The organism is Brevibacterium sp. GP-SGM9, from assembly GCF_047300845.1.
In the GTDB taxonomy this organism is placed as follows: Bacteria; Actinomycetota; Actinomycetes; order Actinomycetales; family Brevibacteriaceae; genus Brevibacterium.
The window spans coordinates 2,573,820-2,590,233 of record NZ_CP178563.1 but is presented as its reverse complement, the minus strand read 5'-3'; the positions used below and the strand labels follow the sequence as shown (position 1 = coordinate 2,590,233).

The following is a 16,414-nucleotide window of genomic DNA, read 5'->3' as shown; positions in this document are numbered from 1 at the left end:
GTTCCTAGGGTGCGGTCCATCGACGTCGACGATGGTAGTGGCGGAGGCGGACGGGAATCGAACCCGCCAGACCGAGATGCTCGGTCTCACCGGTTTTGAAGACCGGGGAGCCCACCAGGACTCGGACGCCTCCGTGCAGAATCTTACCGTGTCGGGCGCAGGCCGCTGCCGCATCGGGAGCATCCAACTTTAGAGACGATGATGTTCGCCGAGGCGAAGGTGAGCGTGCAGCCCTCCGCAGTCAGCGTGTCAATGATCGACTAGAGATCTCGGGTGTCTCGGCCGAGTTGATCCAGCCAGGCAACACGGATATGGTCACCCTCGCGTGCGTAGTCGATGAGTTTGTGCAATCCGATGCGGTCGGCGCGGGATTCTCCGCTGAGCTTGTCCTCGAACGTCTGATCGCACAAGGCGATGGTCTCTTACTACCGGCCGGGATTGTCGCTTTCAGAAGGTAAGAGCACAGATTTCAAGAGTCGACTGCACGCTTCTCGGTACGCCGGGTCACCGTTGCGCATTCGATGGTGCCTATTCGCCGTTCTTGGCCAATCCGCCCAGACGTACGCGCATTCTCCGGCTGGCATTGTTGAGTCCGATGATGTCGACGTGCTTGCCATAGTGTTCGTATTTGTCGGTCACGGAATCCAGTGCAGCGATGGTTGAAGCGTCCCAAAGGTGGGATTGGTGCATATCGATGACAATGTGATCAGGGTCCTCGGCATAGTCGAACATGGTGTAGAGGTCATTCGACGAGGCGAAGAACAGTTCACCTTCGACGGTGTAGCGGGCGGTTGGCTGACCTGAGGTCTCTGTGATTTCTTTGTTGACACGAACGAAGTGAGCAACCCGGTTGGCGAAGGCGACCATGGCTACGATCACGCCGAGGATGACTCCTATGGCGAGGTTATGGGTCCACACTGTAGCGATGACGGTGACAAGCATGACTGTGGTCTCGGATTTCGGCATCCTGGCCAGAGTGCTGGGACGGATGGAGTGCCAGTCGAATGTTGCCCAGGAGACGAACATCATGATCGCCACCAACGCTGCCATCGGGATCAGGGCAACGACGTCGCCAAGGGTGACAACGAGGATGAGGAGGAAGACTCCGGCGCAGAATGTTGAGATGCGGGTGCGAGCTCCTGAGGCTTTGACGTTGATCATTGTTTGACCGACCATCGCGCAGCCGCCCATGCCCCCGAAGAAGCCGGTGACAATATTTGCCACGCCTTGTCCCCAGGATTCGCGGGTCTTGTTGGAATGGGTGTCGGTGACGTCGTCGACGAGTTTGGCTGTCATGAGAGATTCGAGAAGACCGACCACTGCCATGGCCAGGGCGTAGGGTGCGATCACCTGCAAGGTTTCGAGGCTCAGTGGCACGTTCGGAAAGAGAAGAGTCGGCAGTGATTCGGGGAGTTGTCCCTTATCGCCGACATTCGGTACATCAAGAGCCAGGACGACGACAAGGACCGTTAAGACGATGATGGCAACAAGCGGTGCAGGCACGATAGAGGTGAACTTGGGGAGGACGAAGACGACGAGCAACCCCAGCAGGCACAAGGGATAGACCAGCCACGGAACACCAATGAGTTCAGGGACCTGGGAGATGAAAATCAGGATTGCCAAAGCGTTGACGAAACCAACCATGACCTGACGCGGAATGAACCGCATCAACCTGGCAGCACCAACAAGGGCCAGGATCACCTGGGAAACCCCAGCCAGGATTACGGCAGCGATGAAGTAGTCGACCCCATGAGAAGCAACGAGTGGCGCGATCACGAGCGCAACGGCACCGGTGGCAGCGGAGATCATCGCGGGTCTGCCTCCAAGGATCGCGGTCGTGACTGCCATGGTGAATGAGGCGAAGAGGCCGACTCGTGGATCCACGCCGGCGATGATCGAGAAGGCAATGGCCTCAGGGATAAGGGCCAGGGCAACGACGAGCCCACCCAGAATCTCGGTTTTGAGCCAGCTAGGACGTTTCAGAGTCCGACGCACGCTTTGGCGTTCGTCGGGAGTCGGATGGTCTTTGTCATGAATGATTTGGGATGTGGACACAGCAGTCTCCTCAGGCGCGTTTTCGGGGGTCCGTGAACCTTCACGTGATGTCAGAGTTCACATTCAACATTAACGTTGCGTTAGAGTTGAGGCAAACCGTGCCGGAGGCAGGATTCATACGGCGTCAATCGAGGGGATCGTTGTGCACATTGGGGAGATGGCAGAGAAATCGGGAATGTCCTCGCGCACTTTGCGTCATTACGAAGAGATCGGCCTCATCCCTGCCACGGGGAGAACCGAAGGAGGGTTCCGCGTCTATACAGATGAGGATTTTCGCCGGTTGATGACGATTCGTCGCATGAAGGCACTGAACTACACCACCGGCGAGATGGGCGAACTCCTGACCCTGCTCGACATCCTCGAAAGCAGCGCACCTAATGCCGAACGCAGTAGTGCACGAGAGCAACTCGTGGCGCTGCTCGATGATGCCGTGGCCAAGCGGGAGAAGCTGGCAAGGCAGGTTGAGCGCGCTGACGAATTTCTTGGAATCTTACGTAACCGTCTCAACTGAGTTCACCGACCCTGGATTCGGCCTCGTGGACGCTGACGGTCAGGGGTGGGCTCCGCATCAAGCCACCCAGGCTGTCTAGTTGCCAATGATCAGTGAGCTGTCAACTGCCTGCTAAGTGTGGTGAGGCGAGTGCTGATGTCCCCAAAGGCCCTCTCGTAGTCTTGCTCGGTTCCGTTCGTGCTCGGATTGGGAACAGACCAATGGATGACGCTGACGTCGCGGAGAGTTTCATGGGCGCGGTCGCAGAGAGTCACGAGCAAGTCCTCCGGCCCGGCTGTGTTTTCGATAGAACGTGGGCGATGTGTGCTGATGTCAAGGCCGTGTCGCGCAGCAATCCTCTGCGCAAGTGGCGACACAGCACGTGCGGGATGTGTACCCGCCGATGTTGCCGGAATAGTGCTACGACGGGACCAGAGGGCTGCGGCCAAAGGCGAGCGTGCCGAGTTGCCCGTACAGATGAAGACGATCCGCTGGGCACAGGGGCCACGATAGTCGCCCAGACGGTCCAAGACCTCCCTGTGAAGGCGAATGTAACTGCGACGACGGTCGCCCTCTGACGGGGACCGAGAGATGAGCCCCTCCCGTTCCAGGACGCCGAGATGGTGAGTGAGCAAGTTCGACGACAGATCGAGCCGAGCAATGAGTTCACTCGGGGATCGGTCGCCAAGCACAAGGAGATCAATGACTTGCAGGCGTGCGGGATCTCCTAAGGCGGCATGGAGCGCAGAACGACGCACGACCGAAGTTCTCTCATCATTCATTGTCTCAATGTTGACTGAAACATCGCATCGAGGTCAAGGTGGTGGCGATGAATGATTCGACGATAGACACACAGTCGGGGCGAACGAACCCCGGGGCAATCACAGAGGTGTTCTGGGCGTTCCTCCGTCTGGGAGTGACATCCTTCGGAGGGCCCGTCGCGCATTTGGGGTATTTCCGTGATGCGTTCGTCGAGCGCCGCCAGTGGTTCAGTGACCGAGCATATGCGGACTTGGTGGCGTTGTGTCAGTTTCTTCCCGGCCCAGCTTCCAGCCAGATTGGCATGGCGATTGGTCTGCAACGGGCCGGTATCGGCGGGCTATTAGCGGCATGGTTCGCCTTCACCATGCCCTCGGCAATCTTTATGGTCGCCTTCGCCATTGGTCTTGCGAGTTTCGGTGATCTAGCCGGCTCGGGATGGCTGTACGGATTGAAAGCAGCAGCGGTGGCAGTCGTGGCGCAGGCAGTGTTCGGGATGGCGAAAAATCTCACGCCGGATGCCAAACGCGCCACGATTGCAGGAGCCGCGATGATCATCGTGCTCCTCGTACCGAACTCGGCCGTGCAAGGCCTCGCGATTGTCATCGGCGGACTCGTTGGCCTGGTGTGGCTCCGCGGTGACGGTGTCGACGACGAGGGCCCGCGCCACGATCTGGGCTTCCGGGTTTCTCGGACTATGGGTGTGGCCGCACTGACAGCGTTCATCGTGCTGTTGGCGTTGCTGCCGATCGTGGCTGCGATGACAGGCGATCCGAGCCTTCGATTGCTGGACGTGTTCTACCGCTCGGGGTCGCTTGTCTTCGGTGGTGGACACGTGGTGCTCCCGCTTTTGAATGCCGAGACGGTCCAAACCGGTCTCGTCGAGCACAACACCTTTCTGGCCGGATATGGTGCCGCGCAAGCAGTCCCGGGACCACTGTTTACCTTCGCTGCATTCCTGGGAGCCTCCACGACGACTGGGCCGACTGGACTGATCGGAGCGGCCATCGCGCTTGTCGCGATTTTTCTGCCTGCAGGCCTGTTGACAATCGGGGCTCTGCCGTTCTGGGAGCGTCTCCGCCACGCTCGTTGGGCTCGCCGGGCGTTGATGGGCATCAATGGTGCCGTCGTCGGCATTCTTGCCGCGGCTCTCTACGACCCGGTATTTGCTCAGGGCATCACTTCACCGACGACCTTGGCGCTGGCGGTCGTGGTGTTTATCGCTCAAACGAAGTGGAACTTACCGGCCTGGGCTGCGGTCATTGGCGCTGGCCTGGTCGGGCTGATCTTCTTGTGAGGAAGACGTCGAAGCTTCCGAGTTCCGGAGTCTGGGCATTCGGGTGGCACGAAGATTGGCGAGCATGCTGTGGCTGAAAGTGCGTTCGCTCCAGATAATATTCCGTTCCGGCCGTGCTCATACTGGGGAGAGAAAGGAGGCGATCCGTTCCAGGGTGTCGAATTTCAGTGAGTAGTATGACCAGACACCTCGCTTCTCCCGGTGGAGGACTCCGACTTCGACGAGGATCTTCAAATGATGGGAGACAGTCGGCTGCCCTAAGCCCACTGGCTCGATGAGGTCGCAGACGCATGCCTCCTTGTCTTCGTGCGCCGAGACCAGAGACACCAGTCGCAACCTGGTCGGATCAGCTATGGCCTTCAATATCCGGCCGAATTCCTGCGCGTCGGCTTGACTGATCGGCTCGGCGGTCAGCGACGTGCAGCAGGTGGCTAGGGCCGGTGTGGGCAGTGTCTGTTCAGTCATCACTCTTCCATTATGCCTATACATTGACACATGTCGATACGAAGCGTTTAGACTCATATCGACAACCATCGATGTTTGAGTGTGAATCACCGACAATCTGGCCTTAGAGGAGATCCATGAGCGCCTCCGCGACAGCCCGCACTACCGAACCGGGCCCCGCAAGACTATCGACTCTCGACCGCTTCTTACCGGTCTGGATCATCGCAGCCATGGGCCTCGGCCTGCTTCTCGGTCGCCTCGTACCGGGCATCGGAGCCGCGTTGGACTCGGTGAAGGTCGCCGATGTGTCGTTGCCAATCGCGGTGGGGTTGCTGGTGATGATGTATCCGGTGCTGGCCAAGGTCCGCTACAACGAAACCGGCCGGGTCCTGGGCGATAAGAAGTTGATGATCACCTCGCTGATCATCAACTGGCTGGCTGCGCCAGCATTCATGTTCGCTCTCGCCTGGATCTTCCTCCCCGATCTGCCCGAATACCGGACCGGACTGATCATCGTCGGCCTCGCCCGCTGCATAGCCATGGTCCTCATCTGGAACGACCTCGCCTGCGGTGACCGCGAAGCCGCCGCCGTCCTCGTCGCGATCAACTCGGTCTTCCAAGTCCTCGCCTTCGGACTCCTCGGCTGGTTCTACCTGCAGTGGCTGCCAAACCTCCTCGGACTGCCGACGACCAGCAGCGAGTTCTCCTTCTGGGCCATCACTCTCAGCGTTCTCGTCTTCCTCGGCATCCCACTGCTGGCAGGTTTCCTCACACGCACCATCGGCGAGAAGACCAAAGGCCGGACCTGGTACGAAGACCAGTTCCTACCCAAGATCGGGCCATTCGCGCTCTGCGGACTGCTGTTTACGATTGTCCTGCTTTTCGCCTTCCAGGGAGATGAGATCACCTCGAACCCTTTGAACGTGGCGCGTATCGCTTTGCCGTTACTGGTCTATTTCTTTGTCGTCTTCGCCCTCGGAATGGTCGTAGGTCGTGGCCTTAAACTCGGGTACGAGAAGACGACCACGCTGGCGTTCACTGCTGCGGGTAACAACTTCGAACTCGCCATTGCCGTGGCCGTTGGGACATACGGTGTGGCTTCCGGGCAGGCGTTGGCTGGTGTCGTCGGTCCACTCATCGAGGTCCCCATCCTCGTCGCACTTGTCTACGTCGCCCTGTGGGCGCGCCGCCGCTTCTTCCCCGAACACGCTAGAAGTCTGGAGCCGCAGAGATGACATCACCAACCCCAACACCTACTGTCCTCTTCGTCTGCGTCCACAACGCAGGCAGATCCCAAATGGCCGCGGGATACCTCCGCGAACTCGGAGTCGATCAGGTCGAGGTTCGCTCCGCTGGCAGCGAACCAGCGCACATGCTCAATCCTGTCGCCATCGAAGCCATGGCAGAAGTAGGCATCGACATCACCGACCAGCAGCCCACAATTCTCACACCGGACACAGTGAAAACCTCGGACGTGGTCATCACCATGGGATGTGGAGATGCCTGCCCGATCTTCCCAGGTAAGCGCTATGAAGACTGGGACCTCGATGACCCAGCCGGACAGGGAATCGAAGCAGTCCGCACCATCCGCGATGACATTCGCAACCGAATCACTACTCTCCTCACAACCCTGTCACTGCCCACCATTACTTCTACGGATGACCATCATGCATGAGAACACACCAGTCACAGACCTGCCCGTCGCCGTCATCGGTGCCGGACCCATCGGCCTGGCCGCCGCCGCTCACCTGAGCACACGCGGGATCGAACCGATAGTCTTCGAGGCCGGGTCAGCTCCGGCAGCCGCCGTTCGCGACTGGGGACACATCGGGCTCTTCTCCCCATGGAAATACAACATCGACGACGCCGCACGCACACTGCTGAAGTCAACAGATTGGCCAGAACCAGATGGTGACTACCTGCCTACCGGAGCAGAACTCGTCACCGACTACCTGGCACCTCTGGCTGAGACCCCTCAGTTGCGCGAGACGATCCATACTCAAGCCCGGGTCATCGCGGTCAGTCGAGTCGGCATGGACCGCACACGCACCCCTGGCCGCGAGAATGGGGCCTTCCTCGTCCGCGTACAAAAGGCCGACGGTCAGATCGAGGATCATCACGTGCGGGCCGTCATCGATGCCTCCGGCACGTGGGAGTCGCCGAACCCTCTCGGACAAGCCGGTCTTCCTGCCATCGGGGAGACAGCTACTAGAGAGGCAGGTCGTGTTACATCGCCGTTGCCGGATGTGCTCGGGCGCGACCGTGACCAGTTTGCTGGGCAGCACGCCCTCGTCGTCGGTTCCGGCCATTCGGCTGCCAACACACTGCTGGCACTGGGAGAGCTGAGCGAGACTGCACCGGGTACCCGCATCACCTGGGCTATTCGCGGCGCTGATCCCTCCACTGTCTACGGCGGCGGTGACCAGGATGGTCTACCGGCTCGCGGGGCCTTGGGTGCCCGCCTGCGCCATCTCGTGGAAACCGGCCGAATCGAGGTCCACACCTCGGTGACCATCACTAAGCTGAACTCCACCGACGGACTCGCCGTCACCGGGACCACACCTGATGGACCGGTCTCCTTCGACGTTGATCGAATAGTCCCGACGACAGGGTTCCGTCCCGATCTCGATTTCTTGAGAGAGATCCGCCTCGATCTCGATCCTGTTGTTGAAGCACCCACCAAGCTGGGCCCGCTCATCGATCCGGAGTATCACAGCTGCGGGACCGTCGCACCCCACGGAGCCAAGCTCTTGGCTCACCCGGAGAAGGACTTCTTCATCGCGGGCATGAAGTCCTATGGACGGGCTCCCACGTTCCTCATGTTCACCGGGTACAAACAAGTCCGGTCTATCGTCGCCGCACTCGCCGGCGATCAGACAGCAGCCGACAGGGTGGAACTCGTCCTACCCGAGACCGGCGTCTGCTCTGCCGATATCGGATCCTCCTGCGACGCACCTGCAACGACCGTTGAGGACGATGCAGGCTGTTGCGTACCAACAGAGCCGGTGACCATCGGCATCCCCACGGGACTGGCCCATGGTCGCTCCGCCGTTCGGGAGGCGGAATGACGACCCCACTGCGTGTGCTGTTCGTCTGTGTGAAGAACGGCGGCAAATCACTGATGGCCGCCGGCCTCATGGGCAGCATCGCCGGCGACACGGTCGACGTGCGTTCGGGAGGAACCAAGTCCGGCAGTGCTCTCATTGACTTGTCGGTGCAGGCGCTGGCCGAGCTGGGCATCGACATCAGTCAGGGCAGGCCGAAACCGGTGACTGAGGCTGATCTGAAAGCCGCCGATATCGTCATCGCCCTTGGCCGTGAAGCAACTGTGAACGTTCCCAAAGGCACGCAAATCGAGAACTGGGATACCGCCGAACCGTCTGAGCGGGGAATCGAGGGCATTGAGCGCATGCGCCTCGTTCGCGAAGACATCAAAAAGCGAGTCGAGAACCTTCACACACAACTAGCGCCATGAGCGACATCCATATTCGCGGGACTATCAGTTCGGACTGGCCCGCGGTCAAGGACATCTACACCATCGGCATCGAGACCGGCCACGCCACATTCGAAACAGCGCCCCCGACCACCCGAGAAGAATCTTCCGGGAAGAGGCGCCTTGATATGTGCCTAGTGGCCATCGATCCAGTTGTTCGCATCCAGGGGTGGGTCGGCAGTGTGAGCTTAATACCGGCGGGATCAGCCATCGCTGCCCAGGTGAATATACTCGTCGTCAGGGTCTTCCAGTCGACGTCGAAACCGAGGATGCGGGCGACCCTGCGGCGGATCTCGCGGCCGTCTGAGCGCATATCGAGATCGTTGATCCACTCGTCAACGGCGGACAGCCATGCTGCCTGTGAGGTCGCCAGCGTGGCCTGCATGTGCAGGAGTGCGCACCCGCGATGAAGCGCGGAGGTCCCTTGGGTGCGGGCGGGCTGACGGACTCCAATCGAGGAGTTCTTAGGCCAATCGGGCCGGCTCTGCGGGGCTGTTGCGCCTTGATGTTAGTCTCACCGTATGACTGCCACCCAGGAACGCCTGACCTCATTGGCTCACGGTGGAGGCTGCGCTTGCAAGATCCCGCCGGGCGAGCTCGAGGACGCGGTCAGGGGCCTGACCGGACAGAGTGCGCCAGAGGTCCTCGTCGGCCTCGATGACGGCGATGACGCTTCGGCGGTCCTCGTTCGCAACGATCTTGCGGTGCTCTCGACCGCAGACTTCTTCACCCCAGTCGTCGACGATGCCTACGACTGGGGCCGCATCGCCGCCGCCAACGCTCTCTCCGACATCTACGCGATGGGCGGGGCGCCGGTCACGGCGATCAACCTCGTCGGCTGGCCCCGGGAGAAGTTGCCGATGGAGCTGCTCACCGAGGTGCTGCGCGGCGGGCTCGACGTCGCCGGACAGGCGAACTGCCCAGTCGCCGGCGGGCACTCGATCGACGACCCCGAACCCAAGTACGGCATGGCCGTCACCGGCATCGCCCACCCCGGTGAGCTCATGCGCAACGACGCCGCCGAGGCGGGCCTGCCGTTGACCCTGACCAAACCCATCGGCGTGGGGATCCTCAACAACCGCCATAAGCAGACCGGCGAGTACTTCGACGAGGCCGTGGCGACAATGGCCGAGCTCAACGCCGAGGCATCGCGGGCCGCCGTGGCTGCGGGCATCAAGGCGGCGACCGATGTCACCGGCTTCGGATTGCTCGGTCACCTGTTCAAGATGGCTCGAGCCTCGGGGGTCGGGGCGGTCATCGACGCGGCCGCGGTGCCCCGCCTCAACGGAGTCGACGAGTCGATCGCCGATGGGTACGTCTCCGGCGGTACCCGGCGCAACCTCGATTGGGTGCGCCCTCACCTGAGCGCGGACGACTCGGTGGCCCAGGACGATCTGTTGTTGCTGGCAGACGCCCAGACCTCGGGCGGACTGCTCGTTGTCGGCGAGCTTCCGGGTTATCCGGTCATCGGCGAGATCGTCGCCGGCTCGGGCGTCCACGTGCGGTAGTTCGATTTCAGAGATCCGTGACCGGCAGCGCAAGGCGCGCGGTTCATCCTATTCGTGATTCGATTCCCGCGAAGATGATGTCGAGGCCGCGCTTGTAGAGCAGCTCGTTCCGCTCTCGGCCCGACGGATGCTGTCTGAGCAGTTCGGACATCGGCGATCCCGCATCCTTTGGCGCGAAGATCGTCGTCGGCGAGAGTGCGTCAAGTGCAGCTCCGAACGCGAATGCATCCAGCACTTCCAAAGTGGTGAGAACTTCACTGTCGGGCAATCCCGACTTCTGCAGACACTCGACGAGAGATTCGTAGAGTCGCATTGTGTCCGATTCGTGAATGGTGACCCCGAGCAGATGGATCATCACCCGCGGGTGGTCCGAATACAACCGCCAAAGAGCATTCACCCCCTCCCGCAGCGAATCTCTCCATGCCTCTCCGATAGAGGGGTTGAATTCGTATTGCCTGCTGAGGACTTCGCGCATCGCCTGGATGATGCCTTCGCGACCATCCACGTGGTGATAGAGCGAGGACAGACTGACTCCGAGCTTTTTGGCCAAGGGTTGAATCTTGAGCTCGTGCCCTGCATCGACCATCTCAATCGCGGCAGACGCGATCTTCTCCGGGCTGAGAAGCGGTGATACCGGTCGAGCCATGAAGCAGTCTCTCTCTCAGACGACGATGTGATCTGGTTGACATTCTCTCTCACTGCATGCACTATTCTAGTTAACCGAAAACTTTTCGTTTAATAGTCGTTCTTCCCCGGGCAGAGAGGCCCCCATGAGTTCTGCACCTGCGCGCCAGCTGTCACCCGTCGACGACCCACGCGTCCCGCTGCGTATGGGCAACGGCAGTGCCGTTTTCCTCGTTTCGCTGGCTGGCCTGATGATGGCCAATCTTGCGCCGCTGATCATGTCGGTCTTCGAGCAGGTCGGGTTCGATGTCGTCGCTTCGGGAAACATCCTCACGTGGGGACTCTTCGCATCGGCTGTGATCGGACTGGCGACATCACGCGCTGCAGCAGGATCACATCGTCGATCTTTGGCCGCGGTCGGACTCATCGTTGCGGTCGTCGGCTTCGGAGCGGCCGCGATTGTCACACACTCCGGCTGGGTCGTAGCGACCTTCATTCTCGGCGCCATCGGTGTCGGTACTGCGATTTCGACTTCGGGAGCCGCTATCGCAGCACTGCGCAACCCCAATCGGGTGAGTGCGACGAGCGGAGTGGTCAATCGTCTGTTGGTCATGGTGGTGCTTGCCGTCATCCCGATGCTCGGTCTTGCGCAGGCGAATGTGTTCGGGGCACTTGCGCTGTTGTCTCTAATAGCTCTCGCCGTCACGATCTGGCTACCCAACACTCCGGAGCTCGCGATCGTTGACGTTGCGGACGAGTCTCCGACGGTACCGACGAATGCACCGCGACGTGTGCTCTTCGCCGGGATTGGAGTGCTCATCGTGTTCCCTCTCTGGGGCACCAGCGAAGACGCAGTGTGGACACTTGCTCCCACCCTCGGCAACGCTGCCGGCCTGAGCGAACAAGGTCTCGGGTTCGCTCTCAGCGCGGCAGCGGGGGTCGGGGCCGGCGCCATGGTGATCGTGACACTGAGCGGTCGCCGGATCGGACGGGCAGTGCCGCTGGCAATCGCCCTCCTCCTCGGCGGGGCGACGAAGATCTGGATCGGTCTGACCGGTGATCCTCAGACGCTGGCTGTGCTCATCGTCGTCGTCAACACCATCTACGCCTTCGCGTTCGTCCTCTTCATCGCCACCGCGGCCGGACTCGACGCGCGGGGCAGATGGTCCGGTCCTCTCATCGGCGCCTACATCGTCGGTTCGAGCTTTGCTCCGATCATCGGCGCGTGGGTCATCGACGGTGCGGGAATTCCGGCCTTTGGAGTGAGCATGGGCATCGTCAGCTTCATTCTCATCATTCCCACGGTACTCATCGCACGGGTCTCCACCGGAGTGGAGGAAACGCTCACCCACCTCGGCGAAGTCGAACCCACGCGCTGATCGATTCGCCGCCGCCCCTCACCCACGCAAAGGACGCCATGACCACAATACTGTCGAATGCCACAGTCTTCACCGGCCACGAGCACGCGCCGATCAACGATGCGGTGGCCTTCGATTCGGGTCGCATCATCGCTGTCGGCGACCGTGCAACCGTGCTCGACATAGCCGAAACGACCACCGCGCCGGAGCACACGGTGGAGGAGATCAACCTCGACGGAGCCCTCGTCACCCCTGGCTTCGTCGAAGCGCACACTCACCTGCTGATGTTGGGCCAGACCATCGACAAGGTGGCACTGCGCGACTGCACCAATCTGGACGAGATTCGTGATCGCCTGAGGAGCAGGCGCGAGGAACAGCCGGAAGCCGACTACATTCTCGGTTCGGGTTGGATGTTCGAAGCCGTCCCCGGCGGCAGACCTACAGCAGCGATGATCGACGAGGCGATCGCCGATCTGCCGGTACTCCTCGATTCCAACGACGTCCATTCGTCGTGGGTGAACACGGCCGCATTGACTGCGATGGGCATCGACGCACAGACGCCCGACCCTCCTGGCGGCAAGATCGTTCGAGACAACAACGGCGAGGCCACCGGCTTCCTCCTCGAGAACGCTGCGGTCGAGTACGCGTGGTCGTATCTCGAGACCATCACGACCGATCACGACCGGGATCGATTTCTTGACAACGCCTTCGATGTCTACCTGCGGAACGGAGTCACCGCAGCAACCGATATGGCAGTGGGCGAGGCAGAAGCGGCCACGTTCGTTCGACGGCTCAACCGTGACAGTCGCCTGCCGTTTCCTGTCGTCGGCTATTGGCTGCTTCGCCCCACCGGCGATCCGCAGAGAGACCTCGAGTCAGTCGCCCGAGCGGCGCAGATACGCGATCAGATCGCCGCCATTCCTGGATCCGAATGGTTTCGCATCGTCGGCGTCAAGTTCATACTCGATGGTGTGATCGACGCCTGCACGGCGGCCATGCGGGAGCCATACTCTGATGGATCGCACGCCGATCCGATATGGTCGTTCGGTTCAGCTGCGCCCGTTGCAATTGCGGCGGATGCTCATGGTCTGGACCTCGCCATGCATGCGATCGGTGACCATGCCAGCGAGATCGCACTCGATCTCGTCGCCGCATGCATACGAGCCAACGGACCGAAAGTTCGCGCACCACGCATCGAACACCTCGAGTCGGTGACCGATGAGACTATCGGTCGGATGGCGGCACTCGGAGTTGTCGCCTCGATGCAGCCTGTGCACTGCGATCCGGCGATCATGGCCAACTGGATGACGATGCTCGGCGGTGAACGTGCGGAGTCCGGCTTTCCCTGGCACAAGTTCCGCGCGGCCGGCGTGCACATGGCCCTGGGGACCGATGCCCCGACCGCGCCTCATTTGGCCTCCCACAACCTGTTCATCGCCCTGACCACCCGATCAGCACTCAAGCCGGGGACCGAGGTCTATCATCTCGAACGAGCCTTCACGCCTGCCCGAGCCTTGAGTTCACTCACGCTCGCTGCTGCTCGTGCAGGAGGGTTCGACGATGGCATCGGCGAGATCATACCCGGCGGGAGAGCAAACTTGATGGTGCTGGACGCCGATCCGTTCTCCGACGGCAGCGACGCTCTGCTGAAAGCACACGTCAAGGCCGTGGCCATCGACGATTCGTTCCGATGGCTGGATGCGTCATCACACGACAAGTCATGAGCGTGTGAGGAGATCTCGGAAACCACGGTGAACGACTACACTCCGGTGGTGATCGAGTCGTCGGTGATGCCGGCCGCGCGCCTGGCCTCGAGGCGAGCGCGCTGCGGTTCGACGACGTGCCGGGGATCCTTCGTCGAGTCGATGCCGGCCTCGAGCATCCCGAGCCGGGTATACGCCGAGGCGGCTGCCAGTGCCGCACCGGAGACGACCGACACGGCTCGCAGCACAGCTCGGGTCTTCCAGCTGCGCCGGCCGGATCCGAGTCCCGAACCAGCACCGAGTCCCGAGCCGGACCCTGCACCACCGTCCAGCTTCTTCGCGAATACCCTGGCCCCCACCTCGACGGCGGCGGCACCGACGGCACCGGCGATGAGCAGCGTCTCGGCCCGTTGCAGCTTGTGCCCCGGTTCGCCCTCCTCCATCGGATCCACCTCGGCGGGGTGCATTCGCTTCTTCATCCGATCCATCGCAATGACATCACCGGCGGCCCCCATGAGCGCGAGCAGGCGGGCCGGCCCGGTCTCCCGCACGGGCGCCAGGGCCATGGCGGCACCGCCCGCGGCCAGGGACGCCGAGGACACGAACACGTACGGCAGGCCGTTGCGTCCGGCGGCATTCCAGGTCGGCACCGCCGTGTCGCCGAGCAGCACGGCTGTGTAGGCGGCCAGGGGTGTCGCGAACAGCGCGGATTCGAGGGCCGCGGGGGTCTCCATTGCATGGAGGAGTCGGCGCAGCGGTCCCAAGGGCAGCAGCTTCTCCCCGGTCACCCGGTCGAGTTCGATCGCGAAGGTCACCCCCGCTCCGACGCCGAAGCCCGAGAGGATCCAGGTGCCCAGGCTCATCGGCGAGGACACCTTGACCACGCGCATCATATTGATGAACCGCTCGGGTCGTCCGAGGTCGGCGACGAGCGCTGCTCCGCCGACTCCGGTCGCGGTGATCGCCGTCATCCGGCTGGCGATCCGCAGCCCCGGACGGTCGGTGAATTGAGCGCCGAATCCCAGCAGGGTCGACCCGCCGGCCAGTCCGCCGAGGAACAGGTAGAGCGCGATCTCGTGACCCCACGGCGGAGCCTTGACGATGGGCCGGCCGTAGTAGGACGTGAACTCGACGTCCTCGACCATCGGCATCTCACGATTGCCGTCGGAACCGCGGTTCTTCCAGCCCTGACCGCGTCTACCGCCGCCCGAGCCGCCCTGACCGCCGGGTCCACCCTGGCCGTCGCGACCGTCACCGGGCCCGCGACCGCCTCGGCGACGTTTCCGGCGTCCGCCTTCGGGCTCGGGTGGGCGGTAGGAATCGAATTCGGATGTGCTCAACGTCGGCTCCCGAGGAACGCCAGCCCCGCGGCCGCGACCATACCCAGTGCGGCGACACCTGCGGAAGCGAACATGCCGGGCAGGTCCTTCGTCGCCACCCGCGGATCCGGCGGCAGACCGTAGACCTCGGGCTCGTCGAGGAGGAGGAAGACCGATCCGGTCCCGCCGACCCCGTCGTTGGGGTTCGCTCCGTAGAGGCGGGCCTCGGTCAGGCCCTTGGCGTGGAGGTCGGCGACCCGGGCATGAGCCTGGGAGACCATGTCATCCCGGTCGCCGAACTTGATCGACTGGGTCGGGCAGGTCTGCGCGCAGGCCGGTTCCTGACCCTCGACGAGGCGGTCGTAGCAGAGCGTGCACTTGTTCGCCGTGTTCTTGTTCGGCACATCCATGTCCGCGGCCTTGCGATCGTCACGATCGGTCGGCGTGTTGATGGTGCCGTCGTCGCGGCGTTCGATGACGCCGAAGGGGCAGCCGGCCACGCAGGTGCCGCAGCCGTTGCAGACGTCGTTCTGCACCACGACCGTGTCGAACTCGGTGCGGAACAGGGCACCCGTGGGGCACACATCGAGGCAGCCCGCGTGCGTGCAGTGCTTGCACACGTCCGAGGACATCAGCCAGCGGAAGTCCGCGGTGTCCGGTGGGGTGGTGTCGAGCGCGGCGATGTTCTCCGGGTCGCTGGGCTCCAGGGCGCCGGGGGCCAGCAGGTCGATGCCCAGCGGCGGCGTCGAGGGCAGGCCGTTCGCGTCGCCGGCAGCCCCCGAGGATCCGGACGCGGCCGCCCCGAGGGCACCGTCGAGCGGTTGGGCACCGGCCGATTCATCGGTCCGGGGACGGATGCTCGGCATGCCGAGGTTGACGAGCTTGCGCCCGGATTCCCGGGCCTTCTCGATCCGCTCCGAATCCTGTTCGATGAAGGCGACGTGGCGCCAGGTGTTCGCGCCGAGGCTGCCCGTATTGTCGTAGGAGGAGCCGAGGAGTTCGAAGGTCCCGTCCTGCGGGTTGCGGTTCCATTCCTTGCACGCGACCTCGCAGGCCTTGCAGCCGATGCAGATCGAGGTATCGGTGAAGAATCCCTTGCGATGGTGCGTCGTGTCATGCCAGTGACCATCGGCGATGGCGCCCCCGTCAAGTGTCGGTGCCGACATCAGTCCTCCTCACCTTCGCTGCTGTTCCCATTGTCCACCAGAGGGCCGTCGCCCTCGCCGAGGCGGCCCGTCTCGGCCGCGTCCGCGTCCTCTCCGATGTAGCCTCCGTCCGGATCTCCGTCGGTGGGGTCCCCGTCGACGGCGCGGTTGGCATCGGCCGTCTCGGTCGGCTCATCGCGCGCCTCGGCGGGTTTCCGA

The 16,414-nt window shown here is 62.4% G+C and carries 17 protein-coding genes and 1 tRNA gene; 9 read left to right on the top strand and 9 right to left on the bottom strand.

Going from position 1 to position 16,414, the window contains the following annotated elements:
- Positions 1–38: 38 nt before the first annotated feature.
- The 3 genes from ACH82I_RS11725 to ACH82I_RS11715 all read right to left on the bottom strand — a co-directional run bounded on the left by ACH82I_RS11725 (position 39) and on the right by ACH82I_RS11715 (position 2,055).
- A tRNA-Sec gene (locus ACH82I_RS11725) sits at positions 39–133 on the bottom strand.
- Between the two features lie 127 nt (positions 134–260).
- Positions 261–410, bottom strand: coding sequence for a recombinase family protein (locus ACH82I_RS11720; protein WP_350309906.1), 150 nt, complete (start codon positions 408–410; stop codon positions 261–263).
- Positions 411–528: 118 nt separating this feature from the next.
- Positions 529–2,055, bottom strand: a complete 1,527-nt coding sequence (locus ACH82I_RS11715) for a SulP family inorganic anion transporter (protein ID WP_230745824.1) — start codon at positions 2,053–2,055, stop codon at positions 529–531.
- 157 nt (positions 2,056–2,212) lie between these two features.
- Here ACH82I_RS11715 and ACH82I_RS11710 point away from each other — a divergent pair, with 157 nt between their 5' ends.
- Entirely contained in the window at positions 2,213–2,566 is a 354-nt protein-coding gene (locus ACH82I_RS11710; RefSeq protein ID WP_230745823.1) for a MerR family DNA-binding transcriptional regulator, read from the top strand.
- An 89-nt stretch (positions 2,567–2,655) separates the two neighbouring features.
- Here ACH82I_RS11710 and ACH82I_RS11705 read toward each other — a convergent pair whose 3' ends face one another.
- The gene (locus ACH82I_RS11705; protein WP_230745822.1) at positions 2,656–3,327 is read right to left on the bottom strand and encodes an ArsR family transcriptional regulator; all 672 of its coding nucleotides are present in this window, start codon (positions 3,325–3,327) and stop codon (positions 2,656–2,658) included.
- A gap of 47 nt (positions 3,328–3,374) precedes the next feature.
- On the opposite strand from ACH82I_RS11705, the gene chrA reads away from it, so the two are divergent.
- Entirely contained in the window at positions 3,375–4,601 is a 1,227-nt protein-coding gene (gene chrA / locus ACH82I_RS11700) for a chromate efflux transporter (protein ID WP_230745821.1), read from the top strand.
- Between the two features lie 117 nt (positions 4,602–4,718).
- On the opposite strand, the gene ACH82I_RS11695 is transcribed toward chrA, so the two are convergent.
- The gene (locus ACH82I_RS11695) at positions 4,719–5,066 is read right to left on the bottom strand and encodes an ArsR/SmtB family transcription factor (RefSeq protein ID WP_230745820.1); all 348 of its coding nucleotides are present in this window, start codon (positions 5,064–5,066) and stop codon (positions 4,719–4,721) included.
- Between the two features lie 116 nt (positions 5,067–5,182).
- Between ACH82I_RS11695 and arsB the strand changes: the two genes are divergently transcribed.
- The 4 genes from arsB to ACH82I_RS11675 are packed head-to-tail and all read left to right on the top strand — an operon-like array spanning position 5,183 to position 8,520.
- Complete coding sequence (gene arsB, locus ACH82I_RS11690; protein WP_230745819.1) at positions 5,183–6,280, top strand: ACR3 family arsenite efflux transporter; 1,098 nt, start codon at positions 5,183–5,185, stop codon at positions 6,278–6,280.
- On the top strand, positions 6,277–6,720 hold the full coding sequence (locus ACH82I_RS11685) for an arsenate reductase ArsC (RefSeq protein WP_230745818.1): 444 nt from the start codon (positions 6,277–6,279) through the stop codon (positions 6,718–6,720). Before arsB ends, ACH82I_RS11685 begins: the two co-directional genes overlap by 4 nt.
- The gene (locus ACH82I_RS11680; RefSeq protein WP_413332766.1) at positions 6,713–8,113 is read left to right on the top strand and encodes an FAD-dependent oxidoreductase; all 1,401 of its coding nucleotides are present in this window, start codon (positions 6,713–6,715) and stop codon (positions 8,111–8,113) included. Before ACH82I_RS11685 ends, ACH82I_RS11680 begins: the two co-directional genes overlap by 8 nt.
- Positions 8,110–8,520, top strand: a complete 411-nt coding sequence (locus tag ACH82I_RS11675) for a low molecular weight phosphatase family protein (protein WP_230745816.1) — start codon at positions 8,110–8,112, stop codon at positions 8,518–8,520. Before ACH82I_RS11680 ends, ACH82I_RS11675 begins: the two co-directional genes overlap by 4 nt.
- A gap of 55 nt (positions 8,521–8,575) precedes the next feature.
- On the opposite strand, the gene ACH82I_RS11670 is transcribed toward ACH82I_RS11675, so the two are convergent.
- Positions 8,576–8,923, bottom strand: coding sequence for a hypothetical protein (locus tag ACH82I_RS11670; RefSeq protein ID WP_230745814.1), 348 nt, complete (start codon positions 8,921–8,923; stop codon positions 8,576–8,578).
- 136 nt (positions 8,924–9,059) lie between these two features.
- Between ACH82I_RS11670 and selD the strand changes: the two genes are divergently transcribed.
- Complete coding sequence (selD, locus tag ACH82I_RS11665; RefSeq protein ID WP_230745812.1) at positions 9,060–10,046, top strand: selenide, water dikinase SelD; 987 nt, start codon at positions 9,060–9,062, stop codon at positions 10,044–10,046.
- 43 nt (positions 10,047–10,089) lie between these two features.
- On the opposite strand, the gene ACH82I_RS11660 is transcribed toward selD, so the two are convergent.
- Entirely contained in the window at positions 10,090–10,692 is a 603-nt protein-coding gene (locus ACH82I_RS11660) for a TetR/AcrR family transcriptional regulator (protein ID WP_230745810.1), read from the bottom strand.
- A 124-nt stretch (positions 10,693–10,816) separates the two neighbouring features.
- On the opposite strand from ACH82I_RS11660, the gene ACH82I_RS11655 reads away from it, so the two are divergent.
- Both ACH82I_RS11655 and ACH82I_RS11650 read left to right on the top strand, forming a co-directional pair.
- A complete protein-coding gene (locus tag ACH82I_RS11655) occupies positions 10,817–12,049 on the top strand; it encodes an MFS transporter (RefSeq protein ID WP_230745808.1) in 1,233 nt (410 codons plus the stop codon).
- A 38-nt stretch (positions 12,050–12,087) separates the two neighbouring features.
- A complete protein-coding gene (locus ACH82I_RS11650; RefSeq protein WP_413332763.1) occupies positions 12,088–13,752 on the top strand; it encodes an amidohydrolase in 1,665 nt (554 codons plus the stop codon).
- Positions 13,753–13,787: 35 nt separating this feature from the next.
- On the opposite strand, the gene nrfD is transcribed toward ACH82I_RS11650, so the two are convergent.
- A complete protein-coding gene (gene nrfD / locus ACH82I_RS11645; RefSeq protein WP_413332761.1) occupies positions 13,788–15,071 on the bottom strand; it encodes an NrfD/PsrC family molybdoenzyme membrane anchor subunit in 1,284 nt (427 codons plus the stop codon).
- Positions 15,068–16,216, bottom strand: a complete 1,149-nt coding sequence (locus tag ACH82I_RS11640; RefSeq protein ID WP_413332759.1) for a 4Fe-4S dicluster domain-containing protein — start codon at positions 16,214–16,216, stop codon at positions 15,068–15,070. The genes nrfD and ACH82I_RS11640 overlap by 4 nt, the downstream gene beginning before the upstream one ends.
- Positions 16,217–16,414: the final 198 nt, after the last annotated feature.

What these genes read in the sequence shown, in the direction of transcription:
- ACH82I_RS11640 (WP_413332759.1), bottom strand. Translation starts at nt 16,216, where the DNA reads ATGTCGGCACCGACACTTGACGGGGGCGCCATCGCCGATGGTCACTGG.
- ACH82I_RS11695 (WP_230745820.1), bottom strand. Translation starts at nt 5,066, where the DNA reads ATGACTGAACAGACACTGCCCACACCGGCCCTAGCCACCTGCTGCACG.
- ACH82I_RS11660 (WP_230745810.1), bottom strand. Translation starts at nt 10,692, where the DNA reads ATGGCTCGACCGGTATCACCGCTTCTCAGCCCGGAGAAGATCGCGTCT.
- ACH82I_RS11680 (WP_413332766.1), top strand. Translation starts at nt 6,713, where the DNA reads ATGCATGAGAACACACCAGTCACAGACCTGCCCGTCGCCGTCATCGGT.
- arsB (WP_230745819.1), top strand. Translation starts at nt 5,183, where the DNA reads ATGAGCGCCTCCGCGACAGCCCGCACTACCGAACCGGGCCCCGCAAGA.
- ACH82I_RS11650 (WP_413332763.1), top strand. Translation starts at nt 12,088, where the DNA reads ATGACCACAATACTGTCGAATGCCACAGTCTTCACCGGCCACGAGCAC.
- ACH82I_RS11675 (WP_230745816.1), top strand. Translation starts at nt 8,110, where the DNA reads ATGACGACCCCACTGCGTGTGCTGTTCGTCTGTGTGAAGAACGGCGGC.
- ACH82I_RS11670 (WP_230745814.1), bottom strand. Translation starts at nt 8,923, where the DNA reads ATGCAGGCCACGCTGGCGACCTCACAGGCAGCATGGCTGTCCGCCGTT.
- ACH82I_RS11705 (WP_230745822.1), bottom strand. Translation starts at nt 3,327, where the DNA reads ATGAATGATGAGAGAACTTCGGTCGTGCGTCGTTCTGCGCTCCATGCC.
- chrA (WP_230745821.1), top strand. Translation starts at nt 3,375, where the DNA reads ATGAATGATTCGACGATAGACACACAGTCGGGGCGAACGAACCCCGGG.
- ACH82I_RS11655 (WP_230745808.1), top strand. Translation starts at nt 10,817, where the DNA reads ATGAGTTCTGCACCTGCGCGCCAGCTGTCACCCGTCGACGACCCACGC.
- selD (WP_230745812.1), top strand. Translation starts at nt 9,060, where the DNA reads ATGACTGCCACCCAGGAACGCCTGACCTCATTGGCTCACGGTGGAGGC.
- ACH82I_RS11685 (WP_230745818.1), top strand. Translation starts at nt 6,277, where the DNA reads ATGACATCACCAACCCCAACACCTACTGTCCTCTTCGTCTGCGTCCAC.
- ACH82I_RS11710 (WP_230745823.1), top strand. Translation starts at nt 2,213, where the DNA reads ATGGCAGAGAAATCGGGAATGTCCTCGCGCACTTTGCGTCATTACGAA.